Raw genomic sequence first — 24,942 nt, forward strand, 5'->3', positions numbered from 1 at the left:
CACCTCCGTAAAAATTATGAGCCCATTACATCATATGTTTCTAAAAATTTCGTATTAAACTCTCCGCCAACAAATGTTTCGTGTTCAAGCAGTTTTAAGTGGAACGGGATTGTTGTCTCAATTCCTTCGATGACAAATTCGCTCAATGCGCGCTTCATTCGGGCAATCGCTTCATCTCTCGTTTTTCCATATGTAATCACTTTTGCAATCATGCTGTCATAGTACGGAGGGATGGAGTAGCCCGGGTACGCAGCTGAATCAACACGGACACCAAGACCGCCAGGAGGCAGGTACATTTTAATTTCGCCAGGGGACGGCATGAAATTTTTACTTGGGTTTTCTGCGTTGATTCGGCATTCGATGGCCCAGCCTTCAAATTCAACATCTTCTTGCTTGAGGCTCAATTCCATTCCTGATGCCACTTTGATTTGTTCCTTAATCAGGTCAGTTCCCGTCACCATTTCTGTGACTGGGTGCTCTACCTGAATTCTCGTGTTCATTTCCATGAAGTAATAGCGCTGTTCATTGTAGTCATATATAAATTCAACTGTTCCAGCGCCTGTATAGCCAACTGCTTTTGCAGCCTTTACCGCCGCATCGCCCATCTGCTCCCTAATTTCTGAATCAAGCGCAGGAGATGGTGATTCTTCCAAAAGCTTTTGCAGGCGTCTTTGGATCGAGCAGTCGCGTTCCCCTAAATGGATGGTATTTCCGTAGTTATCGGCAAGCACTTGGATCTCAACATGACGAAAATCCTCTATGTATTTTTCGATGTAAACACCTGGATTTCCAAATGCAGTTGCAGCTTCCTGCTGGGTAATCTTAATGCCGTTAATCAGTTCCTCTTCGGTGCGGGCAACCCTAATTCCTTTTCCGCCTCCGCCTGCGGTGGCTTTTATAATAACAGGATACCCAATTTCATTAGCTAGCGAAACCGCTTCTTCCACATTTTCTATAACTCCTTGTGAACCCGGTACGATCGGCACGCCCGCCTGTTTCATCGTTTCCCGCGCCACATCTTTTGTTCCCATTTTTGAAATGGCGTCAGCACTCGGACCGACAAATGTGACGTTAACTTCTTCACATAATTCGGCGAAATCAGCATTTTCAGCTAAAAACCCATATCCCGGATGAATAGCATCCGTGCCTGTCAGCTTCGCAACACTCACAATGTTTGTAACGTTTAAATAGCTGTCTTTTGATGCTTTCGGTCCGATACAAAAAGCTTCATCGGCCATTTGAACATGAAGGGCATCTTTATCAGCTTCTGAATAAACAGCGACAGTCTCAATTCCGAGCTCTTTGCAGGCTCTGATGATTCTGACAGCAATTTCTCCTCGGTTGGCGATCAATAGCTTTTTAATCATGTTAAGTCTCCTTACTCTGCTTTTACAAGAAATAGAGGTTGTCCGTATTCGACCAGCTGGCCGTTTTCTACTAATACTTCAACGATTTCGCCTTTTACTTCCGCTTCGATTTCGTTGAAAAGCTTCATCGCCTCTACAATGCAGACAACTGTGTTCTCATTTACTTTTGATCCAGCCGTTACATACGGGCCAGCTTCCGGAGATGAAGATGCATAAAATGTTCCTACCATTGGTGAAGTGATTTTATGCAAATTCTCATCTTGCTTAGGTTCTTCTTGGGCAGGTGCAGGCGCTGCTTGCTGCACTTGCGGCTGAGCTGCCTGCGGAGCCTGTGCCTGTACAGGTGCTGCCGGCGCCTGCTGCATGACTTGAACAGTGCCTGCTTCATGTTTTTTCAATTTTAAGGATGCACCTTCATTTTCATATACGAATTCGTCAATTGTAGACTCGTCAATTGCTTTAATCAGCTCGTGGATTTCTTTAATATTTAACATTCAATCGCACTCCTATGTATGAAATTTCTTTTTTATAGGTTACTACTAAAAGTACATACTATGTTCATCTTACAGGAGCGGACTTTTGAATTCAACTCTAATTATGATTGGCACGCCAAAAAGCCCGCTTTGTAAGCGGGCGTGTTTTTCCTCTTTTTTACTTGGATGGTTCAAATGTGACAGCGACGTCTTTCATTGTTTTGATTTCTTTTGCCACAAGGTCTATAATGGCTGTCGCCTTTGATTTGGAATGTTTGTCTGATTTGACTGTAATGTTGATTTTATCTCCTTCAGCATTGACAAGCGCGTCTTCGTAGCCTTGTGTTTTAATAAGCGTTTCCAGCTGTTTTTCAGTTCCTTCCACTTCACTGAGAGCCGTCATTTTATCATATGCTTCGCTTTTCTCTTTTGCTGTTGCATCATCGCTTGACACAATGGCATTGAGCTCTTCTCTTTCTTTGCTTCTGGCATCTTCTAAATCAAGACGGTACGTCGTGAACAGATCATCATCAGCTGTTTCTGTTACAACAGTTCCTTTTTCACTAGCTTCAGCGGATGTCTCCTTGTCTGCTGATGAATCTTTTGTGCCCTTTGTTCCATCTTCTTTTTCTGTTTCAGTTTCTGTACCGTTTTTTTCCTTTGTGTCTTGCTGGGGAGGCGCTTTTTCAGTTGCGACCTCTCCGCTGTCAGACGCGCTTTTTTCACTTTGCATTTGCACGGCATTTTTGCTTTCCGGCGACATGATATAGTAGACGCTTAACACCACGACAAGACTGAGCATTGTTAATAGCCAAACGGTTTGTTTTTTGAGCATTTATGAATCCTCCTTTATTTTTTTAGGGGCAACCGCAACCCGGTGGCTTGGAACATCCAGGACCCGTGTCACCGCTTCAATTATGGTTTGTTTTATTTGAACGTTGTCCACTCCTTGAGCAACAACGAGTACACCGCGTATATCAGGCTTTTTCGTTTGGACGACGACGGGTGTTTCCTTATCGCCGTTTTTGATCATGACAATTTCTTCTTCTGATGTCTGGTCTGTAACGCTCCTAGTTCCGCCTTCTTTGTCTGTTTCTTCAGTCGTTGTATTTTTGTTTGATTTGTTTTTTTCGTATACTTTCAGCGACGTTGCATCAACATTGACGACTACAGAGACATCGTCCACACCTATGATCGTTTCAAGAATTTCTTTCAGCTGATTTTCGTATTCTTTTTCATAATCATCGATCGAGTTCTTAGGTTCATCAGATTTTGAGGCTTTAAACACTTCGGCTGTTTTCTCTTTGCTGTCTTTGGTATCTTGTGATGATACTGCCGTTATTGTTTTGGCGTTCTCTGTTTTCTCAGGTGAAGAAAACAGCTGACTGACAAGCATAAAGGAAACTCCGAGAACAAAAACGAACAGAAAGTAATGATATTTGGTCAGCTTCGGCTTTTCACCGTCCTTCGTTTGCCCCGGAAGAAACTGCTTTTTCAATACATTCCATAATCCGTTTTTATTCATTGCCGACACTCTCCCCGCCTTCCATATGAACCGTAATTTTCTCACTTCCGATTTCCCAAATGTCCGCAAGCTGCGACTGGATCTGTTTGGCTTCTTTCTGTTCGGCTGCTTCTTTCGTTACGTATGCATGATCTGTATCAATGTTGACCGGCGCGACCGTTTGGACCGTTTTTTCAGAAGACGGGGCCATATACACGCTGATTGTTTTGATATCCTCTTCTGAATCTACCTTTTCTCCTGCCGTGAGTTTGATGTGGCCTACTTTGTATTCCTCATGACTGAATCTCTCCTCCGCTTTCTTTTTTAGTTGGACAGCCATTTCTTCTAAAATATATGCGCGCTGGGAAGCTTGTATTTCTATTTTTTTTGAATTGATTTGATTTTTTATGTCGGCAGACTCTGACTGCCCGTTTTTTGTGAGGTATTCAAAGATGACTGCTGGGTCTGTGTTGAAAAGCTTAAAAATCGGCGTGAGCATGACGACAATCAAGAGCAGACTGACTACCATTTTTGCGTACTTTTGCATACTGGAGCTTGGCAGCAGCATATCAATCACAATTGCAAAAAGGATAAACAACACGATGGTGGTAAGCCATTCAGTTAAAAAACTCATCTGCCAGCCTCCTTTATTTCATCATCATCGTGAGGTTTCCGGCTGTGATTATGACAGTAAGGCTTAAAAAAAACATGAGAGACACAATGGCGAGAGCTGCAAAAATATAGATGACGCTTTTGCTGATGACGTCGAGGCAAGTTATGACGGGCCCGCCTCCAAGCGGCTGAAGAATCGCGGCTGCCAGCTTATAAATAAAAGCGAGGGAAAGCACTTTGATTGCCGGAAAAGCCGCAATACAGATTAGAATAGCCACTCCGAGAATTCCCACTGTATTTTTCAGCAGTAAGGAAGCGCTGATCACTGTATCTGTCGCGTCTGTAAACATTCGGCCAAGTACAGGAATAAAGTTTCCGGTTATAAATTTAGCCGTCCTGAGCGTAATTCCGTCTGTCACTGCAGCTGAGGCTCCCTGAACAGAGATGACGCCGAGAAAGATGGTGAGGAAGACGGCGAGAGAACCGATGGCGATATTTCTGAGCAGGTTGGCCAGCTGCGTTACTTTGTATTGTTCGGTCATTGTGCTGACAATGCTCAGAATCGCTGATAAGAAAATGAGCGGCATGACAATATTCTGAATCAAAAGACCGCTCGTGTTCATCAGAAAGAGGATAACAGGATGAAAGAAGGCTGCAGATACAGCTCCGCCTGACGAAGCCAAAAGCGCTAAGAGGAGCGGAATGAGCGCCAATATAAAGCTGGTCATCGTCTGAATGGCCTCTGTCGCATAATTGATTGCTACATGAAAACTGTTTAGCGCAAGAATAATCAGCACCATGTACACAATTGAGTAAGCGACCTTGCTGACGGTGCTTTGTTGAAACGCATTTTGCAGAAGCTGCAGGATAACGCAGAATATCGTGAGCAAAATCAATGTGCCAAGCAGCTTTCCGTTGGCAAGCACTTCATGAAACAAATAAGAGAAGAGAGCTTTCAGCCATTCTTGCGGTGAAAACGATTTATCACCTTTGATAAACTCAATTAAGCTGCCTTTTTGACTTTCCGGCAGCAGTCCGCCGTACTCTGTCATAATATCATTCCAAAATTCGCCAATCTTGTCTGTTTCAAGCGTGGCCGCTGTCCTTTCCGCTAATTGCTCAGCCGTTTCAGCATGGTCTTCCGTTTGTTCGGCGTCGCCGGCTGCTTGTACAATGTCTGTACGTCCTGTTATGATCAGCACGGCCAGAAGCAAAGCCCATCGAAAACGCTTCAATCTACCGCCTCCTTTCGGTTATGACATAGAAGGTATAAGTCCGAGAATCGTTTCGATAATGACGGTTAAAATAGGCACAGCCATAACGAGAATTAAAATTTTCCCCGCCAGTTCTATTTTCGAGGCGATGGCCCCTTGCCCGGCATCTTTTGTGAGCTGCGCCCCGAATTCAGCAATATAGGCGATTCCGATAATCTTTAAAATGGTTTCAACATAGACCATGTTGACATTTGCATTAATCGCGATTTTTTCTATCATTCGAATAATGTCGTAAATTTGGTCTACCAAATAAAGAAAAATGGTACATCCGGCAAACACGACAATTAAAAACGCAAAAGTCGGCTTTTGTTCTTTTACAATCAAAGATAGGAAGGTGGCGATCAGCCCTAAACCTACAATTTGAACAATGTCAATCTGTAAGCCCCCCCTATCCTTGGAATAAAAACACAGCTTTTATCTTTTTAAAAAGGTCGTCTACAATCGTTGCGACCATAAATAAAATATAGATAAAACCTAACAGCGTCACCCACTGGGCGTATTCTTTTTTGCCCATCTGATCCAAAATCGTGTGTAAAAATGCAACCACGATTCCCACTCCGGCGATTTGAAATATGACATTCACGTCTACTCCCATTTTATTTTTGCTCCCCTCACGTTTACATCAATAGAAGAATGAGTAACAAGCCCGCTAAAAAGCCCAAACTTTTTATCATTTTTTCATTTTTCGCTTGTGCCTGCTCAGCATCCGCTTCCGAGGCTTCCAAATGTGTCAGCGCCAGCTTGATGTGCTTTTGCTGCGAGATTCGATCATGAATCCCGAGCGTCTCACCAAATTGCTTCAGCACTTCATATTCGCTTTTTTTCAAAGACATGGTATCCCACACCTTCTTTAAGCTTTGCTCCCACGCCGTTTTCGCAGAATCACTTCCCTTTTCCAGCTGATCACTGAACGTGATAAAAAGAGCTGAAACAGGCTGTGCCAGCTGCTTGGCGATCTGCTGTGAAGCGATATGAAGCGGTGTATGGCCATACATGATTTCAGCCTCTAGGGATTGGAGCGCCGCACGCAGCTGGCGGATTTGCCGCGGCCGTTCTGTATAAATCTTCGCCATCTCAAAACCTGTCCATGTTGTCGCCACCACAATGAATACAGCGCCCAGCAGCTTCAGCATGTCTTCACGCCAATCGTCCCAGACAGCACATTTCCGTCTTTGTCATAAATGCGGCTTACTGTGCCCGGTCCCTTTGCTCTCGATAATTCCAAATAGCGGTCAAAGGCTCTTTCTTCCCACAAACGCTTCAATGAAGGACGCTTCATCAGGTCGGATATGCTCCAGCCATGCGCCGAGACGATAACTGAAACACCTGCATGCAGCGCCTCAAGAAGTGCATCTGTATCTTCCACACGCCCGATTTCATCGACAATGATTACCTCAGGGCTCATGGAGCGAATCATCATCATCAGCCCTTCAGCCTTTGGACAGGCGTCTAATACGTCAATCCTCTGTCCAAATTGATGCTGCGGAATGCCGCGCAGGCATCCGGCAATTTCTGACCGTTCGTCGACGATTCCTGTTTTTACGGGCAATATGTGGTTTTTGCCGGTGCTTGAGAGTCTCGCAAGGTCCCGAAGAAGTGTTGTTTTACCGGTTTGCGGCGGACCGATAATCAGTGTATTCAGCCAGCTGTCTCGATATAAGAATGGAAGCAGCGGCTCCGCAATCCCCAGCTTTTGCCTGGCAATTCGTATATTAAAAGATGTGATGTCACGTAGGCCTTTCACCCCTCCGTTTTCCGTGATGACTCTGCCTGCCAGTCCGACTCTGTGGCCGCCTCTGATCGTGACATACCCTTTCTTCAGCTCTTCTTCGAGCGTATACATACTATAGTTGCTGAGCCGGCTGAGGATCAGATGGGCATCCTCGACCGTGCCGGCATAAGACAAAAAAACAGGTTGTCCTCTTCGAATCAATTCTACAGGGCGGTTGACTCGAATTCTGACCTCTTCGATTTCCAGCCATTGTTGTTCCGGTATTTCAGAAAGGGCATTTTTCATGGATTCAGGGAGAACCTCAGCGATTTCATTCAACAGAGCCTCCTCCTTTCTACCGATTGGCTTCTTTAAAATGTATGATGTAAGGCAGACTTTATGACAAGCCTCTCTTTATTTATGAACACCCGCCAAAATTAAAACAACACCCGTGAAAATCAGAATCAGCTTTGCATACGATAGCTGCCCGGCAATTTGATAGATTCCAACAGTCATGGTGACAATAAAAATCAGCGGACCGACAATAGCGAGAATGCTGTTAACCACAACCGCCTTCCGGACATCATTTGTTACAAGCATGATAATCGCTGCCGTCAGCTCAATCATAGAGGACAAAACTCGCAAGCCGGCCATTGTTAAAACAGTAGAATTGATATTTCCAAGCAAAAATTTCATAGCACTCTCCCAACCTCCCATTTTTTTATATGATATGCTCTAGCTTGCGGAAGTAGTCTTGTCATTTTCGTATAAAAGAAAGATTCTGTTTTTGGGCACAAAAAAAAAGCCTGCTCCCTTTTGGGAACAGACTTCTTTTTTCTTTCTATGCTCTAGAAACGTAAGAACCGTCTGATGTATTGACAACAAGTATGTCGCCTTCATTTACAAAGAAAGGCACGTTTACAACAAGGCCAGTTTCAGTTTTCGCAGGTTTTGTACCGCCTGATGCTGTATCACCTTTAATGCCAGGTTCAGTTTCAACAACTTTCAGCTCAACTGTGTTTGGAAGCTCGATACCGAGCGTTTCATCTTGGTACATCATGATATGCACAGACATGTTTTCAAGCAGGTATTTTAATTCCTCTTCGATTTGAGTCGCGCTCAGTTCAAGCTGCTCATAAGAAGAAGTATCCATAAATACGTGCTGATCTCCGTTTGCATATAGGTATTGCATTGTTTTTGTTTCGATTTGCGCTTTCGCTACTTTTTCACCAGCGCGGAATGTTTTTTCCTGAATCGCGCCAGTGCGAAGGTTGCGGAGTTTAGAGCGGACAAACGCCGCACCTTTACCAGGTTTTACGTGCTGGAAGTCAACGACGCGCCAAATGCCGCCATCTACTTCGATTGTTAATCCTGTACGGAAATCGTTAACTGAAATCATGTTTAATGTCCTCCTATATTCCAATCACAAAATAATAAGTTCTTTTGGGGAATGGGTGATTGTCCGGTTGCCGTTTTCTGTAATCACGATGTCATCTTCTATGCGGACACCGCCTGTTTCTGGTATGTAAATGCCCGGCTCCACTGTGACCACCATGCCCGGTTCAAGGATAGCTGAAGATCTGACGGACAATCCCGGCGATTCATGAACTTCCATGCCGAGCCCGTGCCCGGTTGAATGGCCAAAATATTCACCGTAGCCTTTTGCAGCAATGTGATCCCTTGTAAGGGCGTCAGCCTCTATTCCTGTCATCCCCGGCTTAATATGTGCGACGCCAAGTGCCTGAGCATCAAATACGACCTGATAAATCTCCTTCAATTGATCACTGGGCTGACCTACAGCGACCGTACGGGTGATATCAGAACAATATCCTTTATAATAAGCGCCGAAATCAAGTGTAACAAGGTCTCCGCTTTCAATCAGTTTGTCACTGGCCACACCGTGCGGAAGGCTTGACCGAAGCCCCGAGGCGACAATCATATCGAAAGAAGAGCTGTCAGCTCCTTGGCTCCTCATATAAAACTCCAGCTCATTGGCAACAGCGATTTCAGAAATGCCGGGTTTCATAAACGTCAAGATATGTCTAAAGGCATCATCTGCAATCTTCGCAGCTTCCTCTAATATCTTAATCTCTTCACTAGACTTAATCAAGCGCAACTTTTCTACGGATTCAGCCACAGGGACTAATTCAGCCTCACTGACAACCGCGCTGTACGAGGCGTATGTGCCGTATGTCATGCTGTTCTGCTCAAAGCCGAGGCGCTTGATGCCGAACGCTTCAATCGTGTCGGCAGTGGTCTGAATCAAGCTGCCACCATGTTCAATGATCTCAAAGTCATTTACCTGAACTTTCGCCTGCTCTGTATAACGAAAATCCGTAATAAACGCTGCCCTGTCACCTGATATAACAGCCAAGCCCGCCGAACCTGTAAATCCGGTCATATAGCGTACATTCGTACTGCTCGTAATCAGCATTCCATCAATCCCCAGCTGTCCAAACAGGTTTCTTATTTTCTCTAGCTTCATCTTTATTCTCCCCCTTGCTGGCTTATTAAGTAGCGAACAGCAAGCTTGTAGCCTTCAGCTCCAAGACCGACAATCTGCCCTTTCGCAACCGGAGCGATAACCGACTGATGCCTGAATTCCTCCCTAGCGTATAAGTTTGATAAATGCACCTCAACCACAGAAAGACTGATACTTGAAACAGCGTCCCTGATCGCATAGCTGTAATGACTCAGGGCACCAGGGTTCAGAACAATCCCGTCGTATTGCTCCTCAGCCTCATGTATCGCATCTATCAAATCACCTTCGTGATTAGACTGGAAGAAAGTGAGTTGGATATGTAGGGCTTCTGCAAGTTGAAAAAGATCTGTTTCAATATCGGTCAGTGTCTGGCGACCGAATACCTCCGGCTCACGTTTCCCTAGCCGATTGACATTCGGCCCGTTCAAAATTAAAAAATGAGGCACACGAATCTCTCCTTTTCGCGAGGGTTTCTCATGTAAAAAATGTTCACTTCTCGTGAACATTTTATCATACTGCAAAAGGATAATACACTATTCTCTATGCGTTCCCAGCGCACGTGCCAGCTTTTCCGAATTCAGCTCATTGTATTCAAATGAAATAGAGTAACCGACAAACAGCCCGTATAGCAAATAGATGCAAATGGATGTAATAACTGTATCTGCTTTCAGTTCGGTCACCGCACGCACATCAGGAAAAATCGGATTAAAAACAAAAAATACGAGCAGCCAAAGCAGCAAGCCGTATAAAACACCTGGCCACATTGTTTTCAAACGTTTCAATAGAAAAAAATAAAGAAACGCTGCGCCAATTGAAAGAAGTCCGATCAAAATGATGCTGATTACAGTTCCCAGTCCATGCTTTTTCCAATCTCCGAGCACAAACGGCTGTAAAATCATATTCGGGCTGATTTCAGAAAAATGAAATAAATATGCAATATAAGCAATGAAACTCCATAATACGCCTCCGCAAAAGCCTGTTGCAGCCACCCTTCCAGCCATCGGAACAGGCGGCCCTTGCTTCTCATTCAATTGTTGATCTTGTTCTGTATCTTTTTCGCTTGTCATCATGGCACCTCCAGTTAAAGTGTGCCCAAAAAATTAAATGTCAATAAAAAAGCTCACACTTTTTGACAGCAGTGAGTAAAATTTGAAATTAACGGGTATAATGCATGTAGAAAAAGCAAGGCTATGACAATTTTTCAGCCTGTCATTCTAGAGGTTTAGCGCTGTTTCCTGTACAATAGAGTGAAAGGAAATGGTTAGCAATCCTAAAGAAATAGGCAGGTTGATAATATGTCAAAACATAAAATTCCGCCCGCTTACGGCGGGCAGGCAGTTGTGGAAGGCGTTATGTTTGGGGGAAAGCATCATTACGTTACGGCCATCAGAAGAACGGATGGAAGCATTGACTTCTTTAAGCTTCCCCGCAAACACAATCCCAAACTGAATATCGTGAAAAAGATACCGTTTTTACGGGGAATCGCGGCCATTATTGAAGCGAGCGCAAACGGCACCAAGCATTTGAATTTTTCAAGCGAACGTTACGGGCTTGATCCAGCTGAAGACGAGACACTTGAGCAGGAAGAGAAAAAATCCTCTGGGCTATCTATGTATCTCAGCCTCGCGGTAATCGGCGTCTTATCATTTTTGTTCAGTAAATTCGTATTTACATTGGTTCCTGTTTTCTTAGCCGAACTGACAAGGCCGATTTTCTCTACAGACATAGCGCAAATTGCGGTTGAAAGCCTGTTTAAATTGATTTTGCTGCTCGGTTACATTTATCTTTTGTCCATGACACCGCTCATTAAAAGAGTGTTTCAATATCATGGAGCCGAACATAAAGTCATAAACTGTTATGAACAGAATTTGCCAATTACAGTGAGAAATGTTCAAAACCAGTCCCGGCTTCATTACCGCTGCGGATCAAGCTTTATTTTGTTTACGATTATTGTCGGCATGTTTGTCTATTTACTTGTTCCGACAGATCCGCTTTGGCTGCGTGTTATAGATCGTGTTGCACTGATACCGGTCGTACTCGGCATATCCTTTGAAGTTCTGCAGCTGACAAACAAAGTTCGTGATATTCCCGGACTGAAATTCCTTGGCTACCCGGGTCTCTGGCTGCAGCTGTTAACAACAAAAGAACCCAAGGATGACCAGGTTGAAGTTGCTATCGAAAGCTTTAACGAGCTTCTCAGGCTTGAAGAAATGTCTGAACAGAATAAGAAGCCTTCTCACAACGTCATCTAGTATCCGTTGCCCTGCTATTACTTTCGGAGGTGGACAGTTATGAATCATCGTGTACAACCTATTATTGCTGTATTAATTGCGCTGGGAGCGTTCGGTTTTCTATATGTGTTGGTATCCAATCCCGGAGAAATGGCAAAAATGGCGGTAACCGTCATCGTGGCAGGTATCATTATCTATCTTATTGTGAAATATGTAATGAATCGAAATGCGGGCAGCGAAGGAGCAGCCTTCAAAAAAGCGGCGAAACAATCACGGCGCCGGATGAAAGAACAAAAAGCAAAGCACCGCGCCGGACATAAAGGACGTGTCAGCCACCTGCGAAGCGTTCCGAGCGCCAGCAAACCTAAGCCGATGATTCTAAAGAAAAAAAGCCAGACTCAACTGACTGTTATAGAAGGGAAAAAAAATAAAAAGAAAAACAGAGCGCTTTTTTAATAGGTCCACTGTTTTAAAAACTGCTCTGTCTGTTTTTTACCTAGCTCAATCAGGGCTAGTTTTTTTTGTTGTGTTAAATGAAAATCGGTCGCCATTACGTCGTCTACCGGCAGAAAAATGATGTTTTGTTCATAGCGTGACGCAATATGCCTTGCGTCATGTGCATCCTTCATCGTTTCAAACAGGGCGCCAAACAGTTCGAAAGCGTTGCGGATATTTTTTTTCGGCCGTTCCCTTTCCCGCGGCGCAAGCGTTACACCGATTACAGGGCGTTTTCTTTCCTTTGAAAACAGCCAGATGGGGAAATTGCTTAACACCCCTCCGTCAACTACCGTGGCGGTGCCTGTGTCCGTTTTTAATTTTATCGGTTCAAAGAAATACGGAATGCTGCAGCTCATTCTTACAGCTCGGGCAACAGGAAACATATCGGGATTTAACCCGTAACGGACCAAATCGTCCGGCAAAACAATCATGGTGCCGTTTGACAGATCAGAAGCGATAAGTCGCAGAGACCCTTTCTGCAAATCACCAAAAACCCTTATGCCTTTCACTCTTAACAGGTCAGCAATCCATTTCTCTATCGTGTCGCCTTTGTATAAGCCGAGACGCCAGTAGATGGACACCCACTGGAGCATCTTTAAGGGGTGAAATGAGTATCGCTGGTCCAGCAATTTCTCTCCGTCCACTTCTTCAATCAAAGCGTGGATTTCCTTGCTGGTGTAACCTGACGCAATGAATGCGGCAATAATTGCGCCAGCGCTTGTACCCGCAACCCTTTTAAAGCGGAAGCCTTTTTTCTCGAGCGCTTCATAAGCGCCTGCCAGCGCAATGCCTTTTACTCCTCCGCCGGAAAACACACCATCAATATACATCTCATTCTCTCCCCCTTTAGCCGATCGTTTACTATCATTTTAAGAAAACACGCGAAGAAATAGACCAACGAATGACGCGATGCGCAGCGCATCAAAAAAGACGGCCTCCTTTGAGGCCGCCTTTTTACTGATTATGATGTTCTGTTTTTTTTTGGATTGTTTTAAGATTTTCTTTACGGGCATCATCTTCTTCAAAATATTGAACAAGATCCCCGATGCGATCAATGCTGTTCCAGCTTAAATGATGTTCGATCCCTTCAACATCGTTATATATTTTCTCTTCATCAACACCAATGATTCTTAAAAACTGCTCAAGCAATTCATGTCTATATACTAGCCGTTTGCCTATTTTTTTTCCTTTAGACGTTAACACGAGACCGCGATATTTTTCATAAATTAAATATTCGTCTTTATCTAGTTTTTGAACCATTTTTGTTACAGAGGAGGGATGGACTGCCAATGCTTCCGCGATATCGGAAACCCGTGCATATCCTTTTTCTTCAATCAGCATATAAATCTGTTCAATATAATCTTCCATACTTGGTGTTGTCATCGAAACCCTCCCAAAAAGCACCTTAACTTTATAAACCATTACAAGTTTACACTAATGAACTTGAAAAAACAAGGATGCTCCGCGGGACAAAAGCCCTTTTTACCGCTTATAATTCCAGTCATCTGAGGCGTATTTCGTTTCTGCCAAATGATGAACAAAATCAAGCTCTTCCTGGGACAGTTCGTATGGCTCCAAATGAATATTAAGGCCTTTTTCAAAACCTTCTTTAAAGGCTTTACGGGCCTCATCCATCGTCACCCGCTTATCAGTAAGTTCATTAATGGCAACCGCTTTATTTTTAAAATTGCGTTGCATCCGCTCTCTGACTCTTTCACTCGGATACAAGAACAGATCGAACAGCTTGTCCTCATCCAAATCAAGCAGAATGGAGCCATGCTGGAGAATCACGCCTTTTTGTCTCGTTTGCGCGCTTCCCGCCACCTTGCGTCCCTCGACCACCAGCTCATACCACGAAGGCGCGTCAAAACAAACGGATGACCGCGGGTTTTTTAAGCTTTCTTTTTCTTTTTCGGTTCTCGGGATGGCAAAGTAAGCGTCCAGACCAAGATTTCTAAAGCCTTGAAGTATGCCCTCTGAAATGACCCGGTATGCCTCAGTAACAGTCGCCGGCATTTCAGGATGCTCTTCCGAAACAATCACGCTGTATGTCAATTCCTGATCATGCAGCACACCTCTCCCGCCAGTCGGGCGTCTGACAAATCCGAGCTTATACTTATGTACTGCTTCAAAATTGATTTCCTTTTTAATATTTTGAAAATAACCTACAGAAAGAGTCGCCGGATTCCAGCCGTAAAAACGGATAACCGGAGGAATTTTCTTTTCACTGTGCCAATATAAAAGCGCTTCATCAAGCGCCATATTGAATGCAGGATTTGCATTACCTGAGTCTATAAACCGCCAAGTTTCTTTTTCCATTTTGAGACCTTCCTTACCGTTTTAATAGAATCAGTTTATCAAACTGCCGGGAAAATGAAAATATTTTAGTTCCATTATAGATGACAATTATGCTGTGCTTTACTATAATAGTATTTGTCGAAAACGGCTCTATGACCTTGTTTTTAGAAGCAAGGTTTTGATTTTATATGCTAAAGGAGTAGAATTACATTGTCTAATATGATCGTTTTGATTATTTTTGCTGCGTTTATCATCTATATGATTGCTTCATATGTCTATCAGCAGCGAATTATGAAAACACTTACGGAAGAAGAATTCCGAGCGGGTTACCGAAAAGCGCAGCTCATTGACGTTCGTGAACCGAATGAGTTTGAGGGCGGACATATTTTAGGCGCCCGCAACATTCCGCTTTCCCAGCTAAAACAGAGAAAAAATGAAATCCGTCCGGACAAGCCTGTCTATCTGTACTGCCAAAACAGTGTCCGCAGCGGACGTGCGGCACAAACCCTGCGCAAAAACGGCTGCACTGAGATTTACAACCTAAAAGGCGGCTTTAAAAAATGGGGCGGAAAGATTAAAGCGAAGAATTAAAGCAAAACAGCTGTCTGTCATAGACAGCTGTTTTTATTTATCTCTCTTCCTTCTCGTACCTGAGCACCGGTTGCCTCGCCGCTTTTGTTTCATCCATTCTTTTTACAATCGTCGTATGCGGCGCCTCCTGGACGAGTTCCGGATTCTCCTCCGCTTCCTTTGCAATTTGAATCATAGCGTCGATAAACGCATCCAGTGTTTCCTTTGATTCCGTCTCTGTCGGCTCAATCATAATACATTCTTCAACATTAAGCGGGAAATAAATCGTAGGCGGATGATAGCCAAAATCGAGCAGCCGTTTTGCAATATCTAGTGTACGCACTCCTAGCTTTTTCTGACGCTTTCCTGACAATACAAATTCATGCTTGCAATGACGGTCAAACGGAAGATCATAATAAGGCGCGAGCTTTCTCATCATATAATTCGCGTTTAACACTGCGTTCTCAGTAACGGCCTTTAATCCGTCAGGCCCCATGGAGCGGATATACGTATACGCTCTGACATTGATGCCGAAGTTGCCGTAATACGGCTTCACGCGGCCGATCGAGTGAGGGCGGTCAAAATCAAATGTAAAGTGCCCTTCCTTTTTGATTAAAACTGGTTTTGGCAAATAAGGAATCAAATCTTTCTTTACGCCGACAGGGCCTGAGCCGGGACCGCCGCCGCCATGAGGGCCAGTGAATGTTTTATGCAGATTGAGGTGCACCACGTCAAATCCCATGTCTCCTGGTCTCGCTTTGCTTAAAACCGCATTTAAATTAGCGCCGTCATAGTACAGTTTCCCCCCCGCTTGGTGAACAATTTCCGCCATCTCGGTGATCTGTTCCTCAAACAAACCGAGCGTGTTCGGATTCGTCAGCATAAGAGCAGCAGTTTCTTCATTCACTGCTCTTTTTAAATCCTCTAGATCGACAAGCCCATTTTCATTTGATTTCACCGTAACCGTTTCAAAGCCTGCTACTGTCGCTGAAGCAGGATTCGTCCCGTGCGCGGAATCAGGAACAATGACCTTCGTCCGCTTGAAATCCCCACGCGCTTCATGATAGGCGCGGATCATCATCAGCCCTGTCCATTCACCATGCGCTCCGGCAGCGGGCTGAAGCGTGACCTCATCCATTCCCGTTATTTCCTCAAGGTGCTTGCTTAAATCATATAAAAGCTCTAAAGCGCCTTGCACCGTGTCTTCATCCTGAAGAGGATGAATCGCAGCAAAACCGGGAATTCGCGCGATTTTTTCATTTATTTTCGGATTGTATTTCATTGTGCAAGAACCGAGCGGGTAAAAGCCGGAATCCACCCCGTGATTACGTTTGGACAGCGCTGTATAATGGCGCATAATATCCAGCTCGGACACCTCCGGCAGCTCTGCGTCCTCGTCACGAATATAGTCGTCTGACAATAGCTCCTCCAATTCGATTTCCGGTACATCGAGTTCCGGCAGACTGTAGCCGATACGGCCTTCTCTGGAAAGCTCAAAAATAAGTGCCTGATCCTGATTATTCATGGTGATCCCCCAATTCCTGAATGAGTGCGTCGATTTCGTCTTTTGTTCTCAGCTCCGTAACAGCAATCAGCATATGACAGTCCAACTCCGGATACGTCAGCCCAAGATCATATCCGCCGATGATGCCTTTTGCCAGCAAACGCTGGTTCACAGCTTTCACCGGTTCATCCAATCTGATGACAAACTCATTAAACATCGGTCCGTCAAACATAACGGCAAGGCCTGCTTTTTTTGCTTCTTGCTTTGCATAGTTGGCTTTTAAAAGATTTTGGCGGGCGATTTCTTTTACGCCGTTTTTTCCGAAAGCAGTCATGGCGACAGAAGCTGCCAGCGCATTTAAAGCCTGGTTTGAGCATATATTTGATGTCGCTTTATCCCGTCGGATATGCTGTTCCCTAGCTTGTAAAGTAAGGACAAAGCCCCTTTTTCCGTTTTCGTCTTCCGTTTGTCCGACGAGGCGGCCCGGCACCTTTCTCATTAATTTTTTGATGGCGGCAAAAAAGCCGCAATGCGGGCCTCCGTATGCTGAAGGAATGCCAAAAGGCTGCGCATCACCGACGACGATATCAGACTGAAACTTGCCCGGTGGAGTGAGGAGACCTAACGCAAGCGGGTTGGCTGACACAATAAACATAGATATCCCTTGATGAGCGATAGGCTCAATATCCTGTAACGGTTCGACCCGGCCAAAAAAATTCGGGTACTGAACGATTACGGCGGCGGTGTCCTCGCAAACGGTCTGGCGCAAAGCATCCAGATCGGTAACGCCATCTGCAGCGGGAACTTCAACGACTTCAATATACTGACCTTTTGCGTACGTTTTCAACACTTCTCTCGATTCGGGATGCACGGTTTTTGACACAACGATTTTTTTCTTTTTCGTGTGGCCTGAAGCAAGCATTGCGGCTTCCGCCAAGGCTGTTCCGCCATCATACATAGAGGAGTTGGCAATATCCATTCCTGTCAGTTCAGAAATCATCGTTTGGAATTCAAAAATAGCCTGAAGCTCCCCCTGTGAAATTTCCGGCTGATAAGGAGTATACGCCGTATAAAACTCAGAGCGTGAAATGACATGATCTACAATGACAGGCTGGTAGTGATCATATACACCTGCTCCTAAGAAAGACGCGTGTTGTACCGTATCACGATTTTTAGAAGCCAGCTTTGTCAGTTCTCTTGTTAATTCCGTTTCTGATTTCGCTTGTTTGATTTGATACTCTTTTTTATATCTGACATTTTCCGGTATATCAGCAAATAATTCATCAATGCCGCTTACGCCGATAGTGGCAAGCATTTCCTGTTTATCCTCTTCTGTTGCAGGCAAATAACGGTGCTTCATGTGTTGACCCTCTCCCCAAGAAAAAATATTAGCGTTTATAAAATGGTGTTTTGACAACCTTTGCTTTCACTAATTTTTTACGAATCTCCACCTCTACAACTGTTCCGATTTCACTCACTTCTGCAGCAATTAGGGCAAGACCGACGTTTTTTCCTAATGTCGGCGACTGCGTGCCGGTTGTCACCTTTCCGACAGACTTGCCATTATGGAACACTTCATATCCGTGCCGCGGTATCCCTTTTTCGGTCATTTCGAGTCCGACAAGCTTTCGCTTCACTCCGTTTTCTTTCTGTTCACTCAATACTGACTTGCCGAAAAAATCAGATTCCTTTTTGTGCTTTACGGCAAAGCCAATACCTGCTTCAATCGGTGTAATATCCCGGGTCAGCTCCTGGCCGTAGAGCGGGAGCTTCGCTTCAAACCGGAGCGTATCACGTGCGCCGAGACCGCATGGAACCAGTCCGTATACTTCCCCTGCATCAATGACTTGTTTCCAAATATGAACAGCATCAACAGAGCGGCAGTAAATTTCAAACCCGTCCTCACCCGTATAGCCGGTGCGCGAAATAAGTGCTTTGCAGCCGCTGATATGAGCGTTGTCAATAAACCCAAACGGCTTTAATGCAGACACATCTGTAGCTGTCAGATTTTTTAAGATAGTTTCTGCTTTCGGCCCCTGTACAGCCAAGAGCGCAATTTGATCTGACAGATCGTCAATCTGCACATCACCAGCTGCATGTTCTTTCATCCAAGCCAGGTCTTTATCTATATTAGACGCATTAACGACCAGCAGGTAGCGGTTCTCTCCCTTTTGATAGACAAGTAAATCATCGACGGTTCCGCCATCTGGATAGCACATCGCCGTATATTGCGCACGGCCTGCCGATAATGAGGCAACATCATTTGTCATAAGCCTTTGCAAAAAAGACAGACTATCGGCTCCTGACACTTCGATTTCTCCCATATGAGATACATCAAACAGTCCGGCCGCAGTTCGGACAGCCTCGTGTTCCTTTTTTATAGAAGAAAATTGAACAGGAAGCTCCCAGCCCCCGAAATCAATCGTTTTCCCTCCATACTCCTTATACAGTTCAAATAACGGCGTTCTTTTCAGCATCGAATTCCTCCCCTTTTTCAACGGCGCGGCTAAAAAACATACAAAAAAGGACAGAGAAACACCTCATGTAAAATGAAGGTTCTCTGTCCTGGCACCTGAAAGTTTACTTTGCGTTCGCAAAGACGTCCCCTTTGGTGGCTTGCGCATCCGCGCAAACACTCTCCAGAGTTGCGTCGAGCAAGAGTTCTTTTGCCTGAGAGATTCACTCCGCAGTTTGCTCCTTCGGCGCCTGTATCCCGAGGTTTTCGGTCAGGTCTCTCCCCTTGCTGTCATTCGCTCATATTTTCATGCTGTTATGGACATACTATAGCAAAATCTTACATCAAATACATACTCATATCCTACCATCATCACTATATGCTGGGCAACAGCAATTTGGGCAGATTTTTCTTATATTATTCATTTTAAGAATCGAAGAATAAGAAAGGCGGTTCAAAGCAATGAATCCAGAAATGATCTACGATGCAAAATGGCCTGAAACATTCGCTGAAAGACTGAAAAACGATGGCCCGTGGGCGAACTGGGAACTGTACAAACTCTCTGCAGAAATCCAGAAAACATTAGCCATTCCTGAATTTGAAGGCTTACGAGCCCCTTTATACCTGCCTTCCTTTACACCGCTTCCCCACCAGCTGGAGGTAGCGCAAAAAGTGGTTGAAAAAATGAACGGGAAAGCGATTTTAGCAGATGAGGTGGGTCTCGGGAAAACGGTTGAGGCCGGACTGATTCTAAAAGAATACATGATTCGCGGTTTAGCCAAAAAGATTTTGATCCTTGTGCCCGCTTCCCTTGTGTCTCAGTGGGTCAAAGAGCTTCAGGAAAAATTTTTGATCCCGGCTGTTGAACAAAAGAAAAGCTATGTGTGGGAGCAATGCGATATTGTCGTCTCTTCAATCGACACTGCAAAGCGATCGCCCCACCGTGAAATTGTGCTGTCAATCCCATATGATCTCGTCATTATTGATGAGGCACACAAATTAAAAAATAGTAAAACGAAGAACTATGAATTTGTCCGGAATCTTGTAAAAAAATATTGCCTGCTTCTTACTGCGACGCCAATTCAAAACCGTATCGAAGAAATTTTCAATTTGGTGTCCTTATTAAAGCCTGGCCATTTAGGCAGTCAGAATCATTTCCAGGAAGAGTTTGCCAAGAAGAAAAACAGTTTAGAAGCTCATGAGCATTTAAAAGATCTTGTGAATAAAGTCATGATCCGCAACAGGCGGCATGATACCGGGCTGAATTGGAAACAGCGCCATGTTGAAACAGTGCCAATTGAATTTTCTCCATCAGAGCAGGCGCTTTACGATGAAATTTCCAGCCTGAAGGAAGTCATCAATAAGCCAGCCAGCATGTTCTCTATTATGACCCTGCAAAGAGAATGCTGTTCGAGCAGGGAAGCTGTGTACATGACGCTGAAAAAAATGCTTGACCAAAAAGAGAAGCAAGCACCGGCCATTGATGAACATACCATTTCGGTTTTAATAGACCGCATCAATCAAGTGACACAAAACTCTAAAGCGCTTCAAGTGGTTGACCTGATTAAAAAGATAGATGATAAAGTCATTATTTTCACAGAGTACCGAGCCACCCAGATTTACCTGCAATGGTTTCTTCAGCAAAACGGTATCAGCTCTGTACCGTTTAGAGGCGGATTTAAACGCGGGAAAAAGGACTGGATGAAGGATCTTTTTCGCGGAAAAGTCCAAGTCCTGATTGCAACTGAAGCAGGCGGCGAAGGGATCAACCTGCAATTTTGCAATCACATGATCAACTATGACCTGCCATGGAATCCAATGCGTCTTGAGCAGAGAATCGGAAGAATTCACAGGCTCGGGCAGGAGCGTGACGTGCACATTTACAACATGGCGACAAAACATACGGTGGAAGAGCATATTTTAAAGCTGCTATATGAAAAGATTCATTTGTTTGAAAAAGTTGTCGGCGAACTTGATGATATTTTAACGAAAATTCAAGTGAATAATTTTGAAGAGCACCTGCACGATATTTTGTACCATTCAGCAACAGAAGAAGAAATGAAATTAAAAATGGATAACTTAACCTCATTTTTGTCTTATAAAAAACAGCATCCTGCTGAAAAAAGAGGATCTTAGCCTGTAAGGAGGTTTTATAAGTGAGACAGCAAGAGGTTCACGAGTTTCTGCTTCGTTTTTTTCAGGCAAACAGCTGCCAAATTGTCGATCAAGGTTCAGGCTATATGACAGTGCAGCTTACAGTTGAAATGGACAAACAGATCATGAACCGCCCTTTCTACTGGCACTGGCGCGAGAAGACAGGCGGCGATCCGAATCCGATGAAAATCACTTTTATTACAGATAAAGAATCTGCCCCAAAAGACCTAGACGGCGAATTTATTTATTTTGGGGCGCCGCGCCTTTTTCAAATGTTTAAAGCTGTTAAACAAAATGGGAGATTTACCAGAATGTATGAGAAAATTGAATCAGCCGGAGCTAAAGTCTCACTTCAGCCTTGGCTTGGTATAAATGTCACGATTTCATACCAGTCCGACATGAAAAAAGATAAACTATTGTCACTAGGTCTTCACCTAGTCTCTGGAACCATAATTGAAGATTTTCACTTTAAACTGACACAGCTGCCACTCACATCTCAAATATGTGACTATTGCTTCACCATATCGCCTATGATCAAACCAGAAAGCGGCCTTAAGCGGATGGAAAACTACATTGCCAAATCCGCCATGCAGGAACCGTCAGACTGGGCAGAACAGGCGGTAAACAGATGGAAAAATGATACGACATTGCTTGACAAGTTTTATGAGCATATAGAAGAAAAACCAGAAGAGTATCATCTAGAGAAACAGGCGCTGAAAGCCTTGTATCAACCAAAGATATCAGTTGAAATTGAAAATGGCGGATTATTTTATCTGCAAAGCAATATTTCAGTCTAACTTTTTTTACCATTCGACATCGTTCTCGTTTTTTTTGAAAAATTGCGATTATAATAAAGGTACATTTAAAAAAATTCTGGCAATTACTATAGCAAATAACTTCCAGAGACCAATGCAGCATACAATGAGCCATGGCCGGACTGGCTGAAATACATAAACAAGTATTTTAGGAGGAGAACTGCATGAAAAATGCAAAACAAGAGCACTTTGAATTAGATCAAGAATGGGTTGAATTAATGATGGAAGCCAAAGAGGCAAATATCAGCTTGGAAGAAATACGAAAATATTTACTTTTAGACAAAAAGTCTGCTCATCCTGGTCCGGCAGCCAGAAGTCATACCGTAAATCCTTTCTGAATGTGCTATAATATCACAAGGAAGGTGATGACATTGATTGGCCAGCGTATTAAACAATACCGTAAAGAAAAAGGCTACTCACTATCGGAACTAGCTGAAAAAGCTGGGGTAGCGAAGTCTTATTTAAGCTCAATAGAACGAAATCTACAAACGAACCCCTCCATTCAATTTCTCGAAAAAGTCTCCGCTGTTCTGGACGTCTCGGTTCATACTTTGCTCGATGAGAGACATGAAACCGAATACGATGGTCAATTAGATAGTGAATGGGAGAAATTGGTTCGCGATGCAATGACATCCGGGGTATCGAAAAAACAATTTCGTGAATTTTTAGATTATCAAAAATGGAGAAAATCCCAAAAAGAGGAGTAGTGCCTGAGCAGAGGCACTAACTCCTCTTTTGTCAATAAACATTGAGACGGCCCAATATATGACATACTGGACCGTCTCTTTATTTCTGTAATTAATTTCTATCCTCACTGTGCGCTCTTTCATTTTCTTGCACGTATCCGTCTTTATCAGTATGTTCCTTTTTGATTGTCAAACCATTCCATTGTGTCGCTTCAAACGAGAATTGAAGCTGAATGGAGTTGCCTTGGTATTTATTTTGGACCATTAGCCCATTTTCATCTTTTGTTTTGTCATCCTTGAATTGGATTTCCATTTGAACTTGGTCGAAATCAGTCGGTGTTTTTGGAATACCATCATATTCAGGAGCTGTTTTACCGTCAATTGTTGCTACATTGACTTTACCGCTTGCATTTAAGAATTTAGGGTCGATGTGTTTTTTGATTTTTTCAGCGGCCGCTGCATCATTCTTAGCGGACATTAAATACAAATCCTTAAGATTGGCATCATCTAAAATAATATTTTTCGGATATCCATTGCCACCCTCTTTTCCAACTGTCAATAAGGTCACTTCAAATTGGCTGAGAAAATCTTCTGCAGATGTATTGCTGCCGCCATTTGCTTTAAATTCACCGTAATTCAGCGCCATTAATACTTCTTTAATTGCAAGTGAGCCGTTATTTTCAAATTGGAAATCTTTCGTCAATTTGTCTCCCGGCTTTAGATTTGACAGGTTCACACTCGCTGAATTTTCTTTAGCAGATAAATCAAGTGTACCTGACGCGAAAGTAGCATCCGTTGATTTAATGTCGTTAAATGCTGCCCATGTTCCTCCGCCAACTAAAGCTAATCCTAGTGCCGCAGATGCAACACCTAAACTTAATTTCTTTTTCATACCCATGGCAAACTCCCCTTTTATTGAATGATATTATATCGAAACCTGTTGCCAGGTTTACAACTGATGTTAAGTGGACATGGTGCTGTCCTTTGTATCTGTTTCCAAGGCTTTAGTCTTTCTTTCGATTTCTCTAATGGCCATGCTGATCGTCACAAAAGCGTACACCAGCAGCAGCACGCCGGGAACAATCAGTAAAACAGCAGTTCCGATCGGCTGACTGGCATAATGAAGGATATAGCCGGCATATGGAAGCTGAAAACCTGTATATTGCGCGCGGACATTTTCATCCGATACTAGCGCTGAATCAGCTGCTGCGTTATTGTCACCTTTTGTTTTAAATAACAAATGGTCTCCTTGCTTCGTTTTGTCAATTATCCTGTGGGTGACCGCCGTATTTGCATCCTGCATAAATGTAATGACGTCACCCTTTTGGAGCTCCTTCACATCAGTGATTTCTTTGACCAATATTAAAGAACCTGTATTGAACTCCGGCTCCATCGAACCTGACAGAACTGATTTCAGCGTGTATCCAAACACTGCCGGCTCTCCCCCGGATGAACGTGTTGAAATCACGACAAGTGTCAGCACAATAATGAGAGTAAAGATGATCACATAGAGAATATTACTTATCAGCTTCGTTGCTTTTTTCATCCTCTTCCCCGCTTTCCTTTTGAACTGATTGAGTTTCTTTTTCTTCTGCTACAGTTTCTTGGGATAGACCTTCTTTATTTGATTTTTCTTGTATATCCTTTTGTGATGTTTCCTTCTCCTTTTTGACGGCCGGCTTCGTTGCTTTTTTCGGGACTGTCGGTTTTTCATCGCACTTTGCAAGCGTCATAGGCTCCGACCACTCAAATGTACTGCCGTCTGCAGGGTACCCGGCCGGTTTATATACTTTAAATGCATAAATGCCGGGTTTCATTTTTTTCTTCGTCTCAATTTTATAAAGTGAAACGCCGATTTGTTTCGAGACAAACCCTTTTTCAATGACGTTCCCATTCTTTAACGGTTTGCGGGCATTATCCAGCTTATGAAGCTCCCACTTCCACTTTGATTTCCTGAGTTCCTTGCCTGTATTTTCGATCTCAGCAAACAGAGAAATAGGTGAGCATACAATGCCTTTCGTATCCGTTTGATTTGTCAGGTGCAAATCACTTTGATCCCATCTTTTGTCATAATGGCAGTTTTTATCTGTATGCTGAAAGTCTGTGCACGTTTGAAGCGAGATATCAAATGTTTCAATATCATGAAAAGCAGCGCTTGTATCACTGGAAAAATGTAAGCATATCGCGGCAGTCAGACTGAAAATGACCGATAGCTGAAAAATAAGTATAACTTTCATTTCCGTCTTCGCATTTTGCTGATTGCGAAACAATCGAAACATATCTTACCTCCTGTAAAACACCACTTGAT

General features: G+C 43.7%; 31 protein-coding genes and 1 riboswitch. Of the genes, 7 read left to right on the plus strand and 24 right to left on the minus strand.

Annotated features, from left to right (window positions below; translation table 11 throughout):
* Positions 1–14: 14 nt before the first annotated feature.
* The 15 genes from accC to MOF34_RS10115 form a co-directional block, all read right to left on the minus strand.
* A complete protein-coding gene (gene accC / locus MOF34_RS10045; protein ID WP_019714930.1) occupies positions 15–1,367 on the minus strand; it encodes an acetyl-CoA carboxylase biotin carboxylase subunit in 1,353 nt (450 codons plus the stop codon).
* Positions 1,368–1,378: 11 nt separating this feature from the next.
* Positions 1,379–1,861, minus strand: a complete 483-nt coding sequence (gene accB / locus MOF34_RS10050) for an acetyl-CoA carboxylase biotin carboxyl carrier protein (RefSeq protein WP_019714931.1) — start codon at positions 1,859–1,861, stop codon at positions 1,379–1,381.
* A 157-nt stretch (positions 1,862–2,018) separates the two neighbouring features.
* Positions 2,019–2,675 (minus strand): stage III sporulation ratchet engulfment protein SpoIIIAH, encoded by a 657-nt coding sequence (gene spoIIIAH / locus MOF34_RS10055; RefSeq protein WP_019714932.1) that lies wholly within the window; start codon positions 2,673–2,675, stop codon positions 2,019–2,021.
* A complete protein-coding gene (gene spoIIIAG / locus MOF34_RS10060) occupies positions 2,676–3,365 on the minus strand; it encodes a stage III sporulation protein AG (RefSeq protein WP_019714933.1) in 690 nt (229 codons plus the stop codon).
* The gene (gene spoIIIAF / locus MOF34_RS10065; RefSeq protein ID WP_268400064.1) at positions 3,358–3,978 is read right to left on the minus strand and encodes a stage III sporulation protein AF; all 621 of its coding nucleotides are present in this window, start codon (positions 3,976–3,978) and stop codon (positions 3,358–3,360) included. Before spoIIIAF ends, spoIIIAG begins: the two co-directional genes overlap by 8 nt.
* Positions 3,979–3,991: 13 nt before the next feature.
* On the minus strand, positions 3,992–5,191 hold the full coding sequence (gene spoIIIAE / locus MOF34_RS10070) for a stage III sporulation protein AE (protein ID WP_268400065.1): 1,200 nt from the start codon (positions 5,189–5,191) through the stop codon (positions 3,992–3,994).
* Between the two features lie 18 nt (positions 5,192–5,209).
* Positions 5,210–5,641 carry a stage III sporulation protein AD gene (gene spoIIIAD / locus MOF34_RS10075; RefSeq protein WP_268400179.1) on the minus strand — a complete coding sequence of 144 codons (432 nt, stop codon included), beginning with the start codon at positions 5,639–5,641 and terminating at the stop codon, positions 5,210–5,212.
* Positions 5,619–5,825, minus strand: coding sequence for a stage III sporulation protein AC (gene spoIIIAC, locus MOF34_RS10080; protein ID WP_003153142.1), 207 nt, complete (start codon positions 5,823–5,825; stop codon positions 5,619–5,621). The genes spoIIIAD and spoIIIAC overlap by 23 nt, the downstream gene beginning before the upstream one ends.
* A gap of 22 nt (positions 5,826–5,847) precedes the next feature.
* The gene (gene spoIIIAB, locus MOF34_RS10085) at positions 5,848–6,363 is read right to left on the minus strand and encodes a stage III sporulation protein SpoIIIAB (RefSeq protein ID WP_268400066.1); all 516 of its coding nucleotides are present in this window, start codon (positions 6,361–6,363) and stop codon (positions 5,848–5,850) included.
* Complete coding sequence (spoIIIAA, locus tag MOF34_RS10090) at positions 6,357–7,280, minus strand: stage III sporulation protein AA (protein ID WP_268400067.1); 924 nt, start codon at positions 7,278–7,280, stop codon at positions 6,357–6,359. The genes spoIIIAB and spoIIIAA overlap by 7 nt, the downstream gene beginning before the upstream one ends.
* 75 nt (positions 7,281–7,355) lie before the next feature.
* Positions 7,356–7,637: a YqhV family protein gene (locus MOF34_RS10095; RefSeq protein ID WP_268400068.1), complete on the minus strand. Its 282-nt coding sequence runs from the start codon at positions 7,635–7,637 to the stop codon at positions 7,356–7,358.
* A 145-nt stretch (positions 7,638–7,782) separates the two neighbouring features.
* Positions 7,783–8,340 carry an elongation factor P gene (gene efp, locus MOF34_RS10100; RefSeq protein WP_019714938.1) on the minus strand — a complete coding sequence of 186 codons (558 nt, stop codon included), beginning with the start codon at positions 8,338–8,340 and terminating at the stop codon, positions 7,783–7,785.
* A gap of 24 nt (positions 8,341–8,364) precedes the next feature.
* Positions 8,365–9,426, minus strand: coding sequence for an aminopeptidase PapA (gene papA / locus MOF34_RS10105; protein ID WP_019714939.1), 1,062 nt, complete (start codon positions 9,424–9,426; stop codon positions 8,365–8,367).
* Positions 9,427–9,428: 2 nt separating this feature from the next.
* Positions 9,429–9,869 carry a type II 3-dehydroquinate dehydratase gene (gene aroQ, locus MOF34_RS10110; protein WP_268400069.1) on the minus strand — a complete coding sequence of 147 codons (441 nt, stop codon included), beginning with the start codon at positions 9,867–9,869 and terminating at the stop codon, positions 9,429–9,431.
* An 87-nt stretch (positions 9,870–9,956) separates the two neighbouring features.
* Positions 9,957–10,493 (minus strand): YqhR family membrane protein, encoded by a 537-nt coding sequence (locus MOF34_RS10115; RefSeq protein WP_080010323.1) that lies wholly within the window; start codon positions 10,491–10,493, stop codon positions 9,957–9,959.
* Positions 10,494–10,718: 225 nt separating this feature from the next.
* Here MOF34_RS10115 and MOF34_RS10120 point away from each other — a divergent pair, with 225 nt between their 5' ends.
* Positions 10,719–11,675, plus strand: coding sequence for a DUF1385 domain-containing protein (locus MOF34_RS10120; RefSeq protein WP_268400070.1), 957 nt, complete (start codon positions 10,719–10,721; stop codon positions 11,673–11,675).
* A 39-nt stretch (positions 11,676–11,714) separates the two neighbouring features.
* Entirely contained in the window at positions 11,715–12,110 is a 396-nt protein-coding gene (locus MOF34_RS10125; protein WP_268400071.1) for an SA1362 family protein, read from the plus strand.
* Here MOF34_RS10125 and MOF34_RS10130 read toward each other — a convergent pair.
* From MOF34_RS10130 to lipM, 3 genes are all read right to left on the minus strand, one after another.
* On the minus strand, positions 12,107–12,982 hold the full coding sequence (locus tag MOF34_RS10130) for a patatin-like phospholipase family protein (protein WP_268400072.1): 876 nt from the start codon (positions 12,980–12,982) through the stop codon (positions 12,107–12,109). The two genes, MOF34_RS10125 and MOF34_RS10130, sit on opposite strands and share 4 nt — an antisense overlap.
* Before the next feature lie 124 nt (positions 12,983–13,106).
* Positions 13,107–13,535 (minus strand): transcriptional regulator MntR, encoded by a 429-nt coding sequence (gene mntR / locus MOF34_RS10135; RefSeq protein ID WP_268400073.1) that lies wholly within the window; start codon positions 13,533–13,535, stop codon positions 13,107–13,109.
* Positions 13,536–13,634: 99 nt separating this feature from the next.
* Positions 13,635–14,471 carry an octanoyltransferase LipM gene (gene lipM, locus MOF34_RS10140; protein ID WP_268400074.1) on the minus strand — a complete coding sequence of 279 codons (837 nt, stop codon included), beginning with the start codon at positions 14,469–14,471 and terminating at the stop codon, positions 13,635–13,637.
* 189 nt (positions 14,472–14,660) lie between these two features.
* Here lipM and MOF34_RS10145 point away from each other — a divergent pair, with 189 nt between their 5' ends.
* The gene (locus tag MOF34_RS10145) at positions 14,661–15,041 is read left to right on the plus strand and encodes a rhodanese-like domain-containing protein (RefSeq protein WP_268400075.1); all 381 of its coding nucleotides are present in this window, start codon (positions 14,661–14,663) and stop codon (positions 15,039–15,041) included.
* Positions 15,042–15,078: 37 nt separating this feature from the next.
* Here the strand turns inward: MOF34_RS10145 and gcvPB are convergent, their stop codons facing one another.
* The 3 genes from gcvPB to gcvT are packed head-to-tail and all read right to left on the minus strand — an operon-like array spanning position 15,079 to position 19,001.
* On the minus strand, positions 15,079–16,545 hold the full coding sequence (gcvPB, locus tag MOF34_RS10150; RefSeq protein ID WP_268400076.1) for an aminomethyl-transferring glycine dehydrogenase subunit GcvPB: 1,467 nt from the start codon (positions 16,543–16,545) through the stop codon (positions 15,079–15,081).
* Entirely contained in the window at positions 16,538–17,884 is a 1,347-nt protein-coding gene (gene gcvPA, locus MOF34_RS10155; RefSeq protein ID WP_268400077.1) for an aminomethyl-transferring glycine dehydrogenase subunit GcvPA, read from the minus strand. Before gcvPA ends, gcvPB begins: the two co-directional genes overlap by 8 nt.
* Before the next feature lie 28 nt (positions 17,885–17,912).
* The gene (gene gcvT / locus MOF34_RS10160) at positions 17,913–19,001 is read right to left on the minus strand and encodes a glycine cleavage system aminomethyltransferase GcvT (RefSeq protein ID WP_268400078.1); all 1,089 of its coding nucleotides are present in this window, start codon (positions 18,999–19,001) and stop codon (positions 17,913–17,915) included.
* A gap of 171 nt (positions 19,002–19,172) precedes the next feature.
* Positions 19,173–19,274, minus strand: a riboswitch (glycine riboswitch).
* A 167-nt stretch (positions 19,275–19,441) separates the two neighbouring features.
* On the opposite strand from gcvT, the gene MOF34_RS10165 reads away from it, so the two are divergent.
* The 4 genes from MOF34_RS10165 to sinR all read left to right on the plus strand — a co-directional run bounded on the left by MOF34_RS10165 (position 19,442) and on the right by sinR (position 22,655).
* The gene (locus tag MOF34_RS10165; RefSeq protein ID WP_268400079.1) at positions 19,442–21,115 is read left to right on the plus strand and encodes an SNF2-related protein; all 1,674 of its coding nucleotides are present in this window, start codon (positions 19,442–19,444) and stop codon (positions 21,113–21,115) included.
* Between the two features lie 20 nt (positions 21,116–21,135).
* Positions 21,136–21,930, plus strand: coding sequence for a YqhG family protein (locus tag MOF34_RS10170; protein ID WP_019714953.1), 795 nt, complete (start codon positions 21,136–21,138; stop codon positions 21,928–21,930).
* A gap of 182 nt (positions 21,931–22,112) precedes the next feature.
* On the plus strand, positions 22,113–22,286 hold the full coding sequence (gene sinI / locus MOF34_RS10175) for an anti-repressor SinI (protein ID WP_019714954.1): 174 nt from the start codon (positions 22,113–22,115) through the stop codon (positions 22,284–22,286).
* 33 nt (positions 22,287–22,319) lie between these two features.
* A complete protein-coding gene (gene sinR / locus MOF34_RS10180; RefSeq protein WP_019714955.1) occupies positions 22,320–22,655 on the plus strand; it encodes a transcriptional regulator SinR in 336 nt (111 codons plus the stop codon).
* A 91-nt stretch (positions 22,656–22,746) separates the two neighbouring features.
* Here sinR and tasA read toward each other — a convergent pair whose 3' ends face one another.
* From tasA to tapA, 3 genes are all read right to left on the minus strand, one after another.
* Entirely contained in the window at positions 22,747–23,532 is a 786-nt protein-coding gene (tasA, locus tag MOF34_RS10185; protein ID WP_019714956.1) for a biofilm matrix protein TasA, read from the minus strand.
* Positions 23,533–23,595: 63 nt separating this feature from the next.
* Complete coding sequence (sipW, locus tag MOF34_RS10190; protein ID WP_268400080.1) at positions 23,596–24,180, minus strand: signal peptidase I SipW; 585 nt, start codon at positions 24,178–24,180, stop codon at positions 23,596–23,598.
* Positions 24,152–24,913, minus strand: coding sequence for an amyloid fiber anchoring/assembly protein TapA (gene tapA / locus MOF34_RS10195; protein ID WP_268400081.1), 762 nt, complete (start codon positions 24,911–24,913; stop codon positions 24,152–24,154). Before tapA ends, sipW begins: the two co-directional genes overlap by 29 nt.
* Positions 24,914–24,942 lie beyond the last annotated feature (29 nt).

Source organism: Bacillus sp. T17B1, assembly GCF_026796395.1.
GTDB lineage: Bacteria > Bacillota > Bacilli > Bacillales > Bacillaceae > Bacillus > Bacillus spizizenii_A.

Bases quoted from the DNA above. Each gene is read 5' to 3' on its own strand.
- spoIIIAF (WP_268400064.1), bottom strand. From the start codon at position 3,978: ATGAGTTTTTTAACTGAATGGCTTACCACCATCGTGTTGTTTATCCTT.
- MOF34_RS10115 (WP_080010323.1), bottom strand. From the start codon at position 10,493: ATGATGACAAGCGAAAAAGATACAGAACAAGATCAACAATTGAATGAG.
- tapA (WP_268400081.1), bottom strand. From the start codon at position 24,913: ATGTTTCGATTGTTTCGCAATCAGCAAAATGCGAAGACGGAAATGAAA.
- accB (WP_019714931.1), bottom strand. From the start codon at position 1,861: ATGTTAAATATTAAAGAAATCCACGAGCTGATTAAAGCAATTGACGAG.
- MOF34_RS10130 (WP_268400072.1), bottom strand. From the start codon at position 12,982: ATGTATATTGATGGTGTGTTTTCCGGCGGAGGAGTAAAAGGCATTGCG.
- MOF34_RS10165 (WP_268400079.1), top strand. From the start codon at position 19,442: ATGAATCCAGAAATGATCTACGATGCAAAATGGCCTGAAACATTCGCT.
- sinI (WP_019714954.1), top strand. From the start codon at position 22,113: ATGAAAAATGCAAAACAAGAGCACTTTGAATTAGATCAAGAATGGGTT.
- MOF34_RS10120 (WP_268400070.1), top strand. From the start codon at position 10,719: ATGTCAAAACATAAAATTCCGCCCGCTTACGGCGGGCAGGCAGTTGTG.
- papA (WP_019714939.1), bottom strand. From the start codon at position 9,426: ATGAAGCTAGAGAAAATAAGAAACCTGTTTGGACAGCTGGGGATTGAT.
- MOF34_RS10095 (WP_268400068.1), bottom strand. From the start codon at position 7,637: ATGAAATTTTTGCTTGGAAATATCAATTCTACTGTTTTAACAATGGCC.
- spoIIIAG (WP_019714933.1), bottom strand. From the start codon at position 3,365: ATGAATAAAAACGGATTATGGAATGTATTGAAAAAGCAGTTTCTTCCG.
- gcvT (WP_268400078.1), bottom strand. From the start codon at position 19,001: ATGCTGAAAAGAACGCCGTTATTTGAACTGTATAAGGAGTATGGAGGG.
- MOF34_RS10125 (WP_268400071.1), top strand. From the start codon at position 11,715: ATGAATCATCGTGTACAACCTATTATTGCTGTATTAATTGCGCTGGGA.
- spoIIIAB (WP_268400066.1), bottom strand. From the start codon at position 6,363: ATGCTGAAGCTGCTGGGCGCTGTATTCATTGTGGTGGCGACAACATGG.
- lipM (WP_268400074.1), bottom strand. From the start codon at position 14,471: ATGGAAAAAGAAACTTGGCGGTTTATAGACTCAGGTAATGCAAATCCT.
- gcvPA (WP_268400077.1), bottom strand. From the start codon at position 17,884: ATGAAGCACCGTTATTTGCCTGCAACAGAAGAGGATAAACAGGAAATG.
- tasA (WP_019714956.1), bottom strand. From the start codon at position 23,532: ATGGGTATGAAAAAGAAATTAAGTTTAGGTGTTGCATCTGCGGCACTA.
- mntR (WP_268400073.1), bottom strand. From the start codon at position 13,535: ATGACAACACCAAGTATGGAAGATTATATTGAACAGATTTATATGCTG.
- sipW (WP_268400080.1), bottom strand. From the start codon at position 24,180: ATGAAAAAAGCAACGAAGCTGATAAGTAATATTCTCTATGTGATCATC.
- spoIIIAH (WP_019714932.1), bottom strand. From the start codon at position 2,675: ATGCTCAAAAAACAAACCGTTTGGCTATTAACAATGCTCAGTCTTGTC.
- efp (WP_019714938.1), bottom strand. From the start codon at position 8,340: ATGATTTCAGTTAACGATTTCCGTACAGGATTAACAATCGAAGTAGAT.
- gcvPB (WP_268400076.1), bottom strand. From the start codon at position 16,545: ATGAATAATCAGGATCAGGCACTTATTTTTGAGCTTTCCAGAGAAGGC.
- spoIIIAC (WP_003153142.1), bottom strand. From the start codon at position 5,825: ATGGGAGTAGACGTGAATGTCATATTTCAAATCGCCGGAGTGGGAATC.
- accC (WP_019714930.1), bottom strand. From the start codon at position 1,367: ATGATTAAAAAGCTATTGATCGCCAACCGAGGAGAAATTGCTGTCAGA.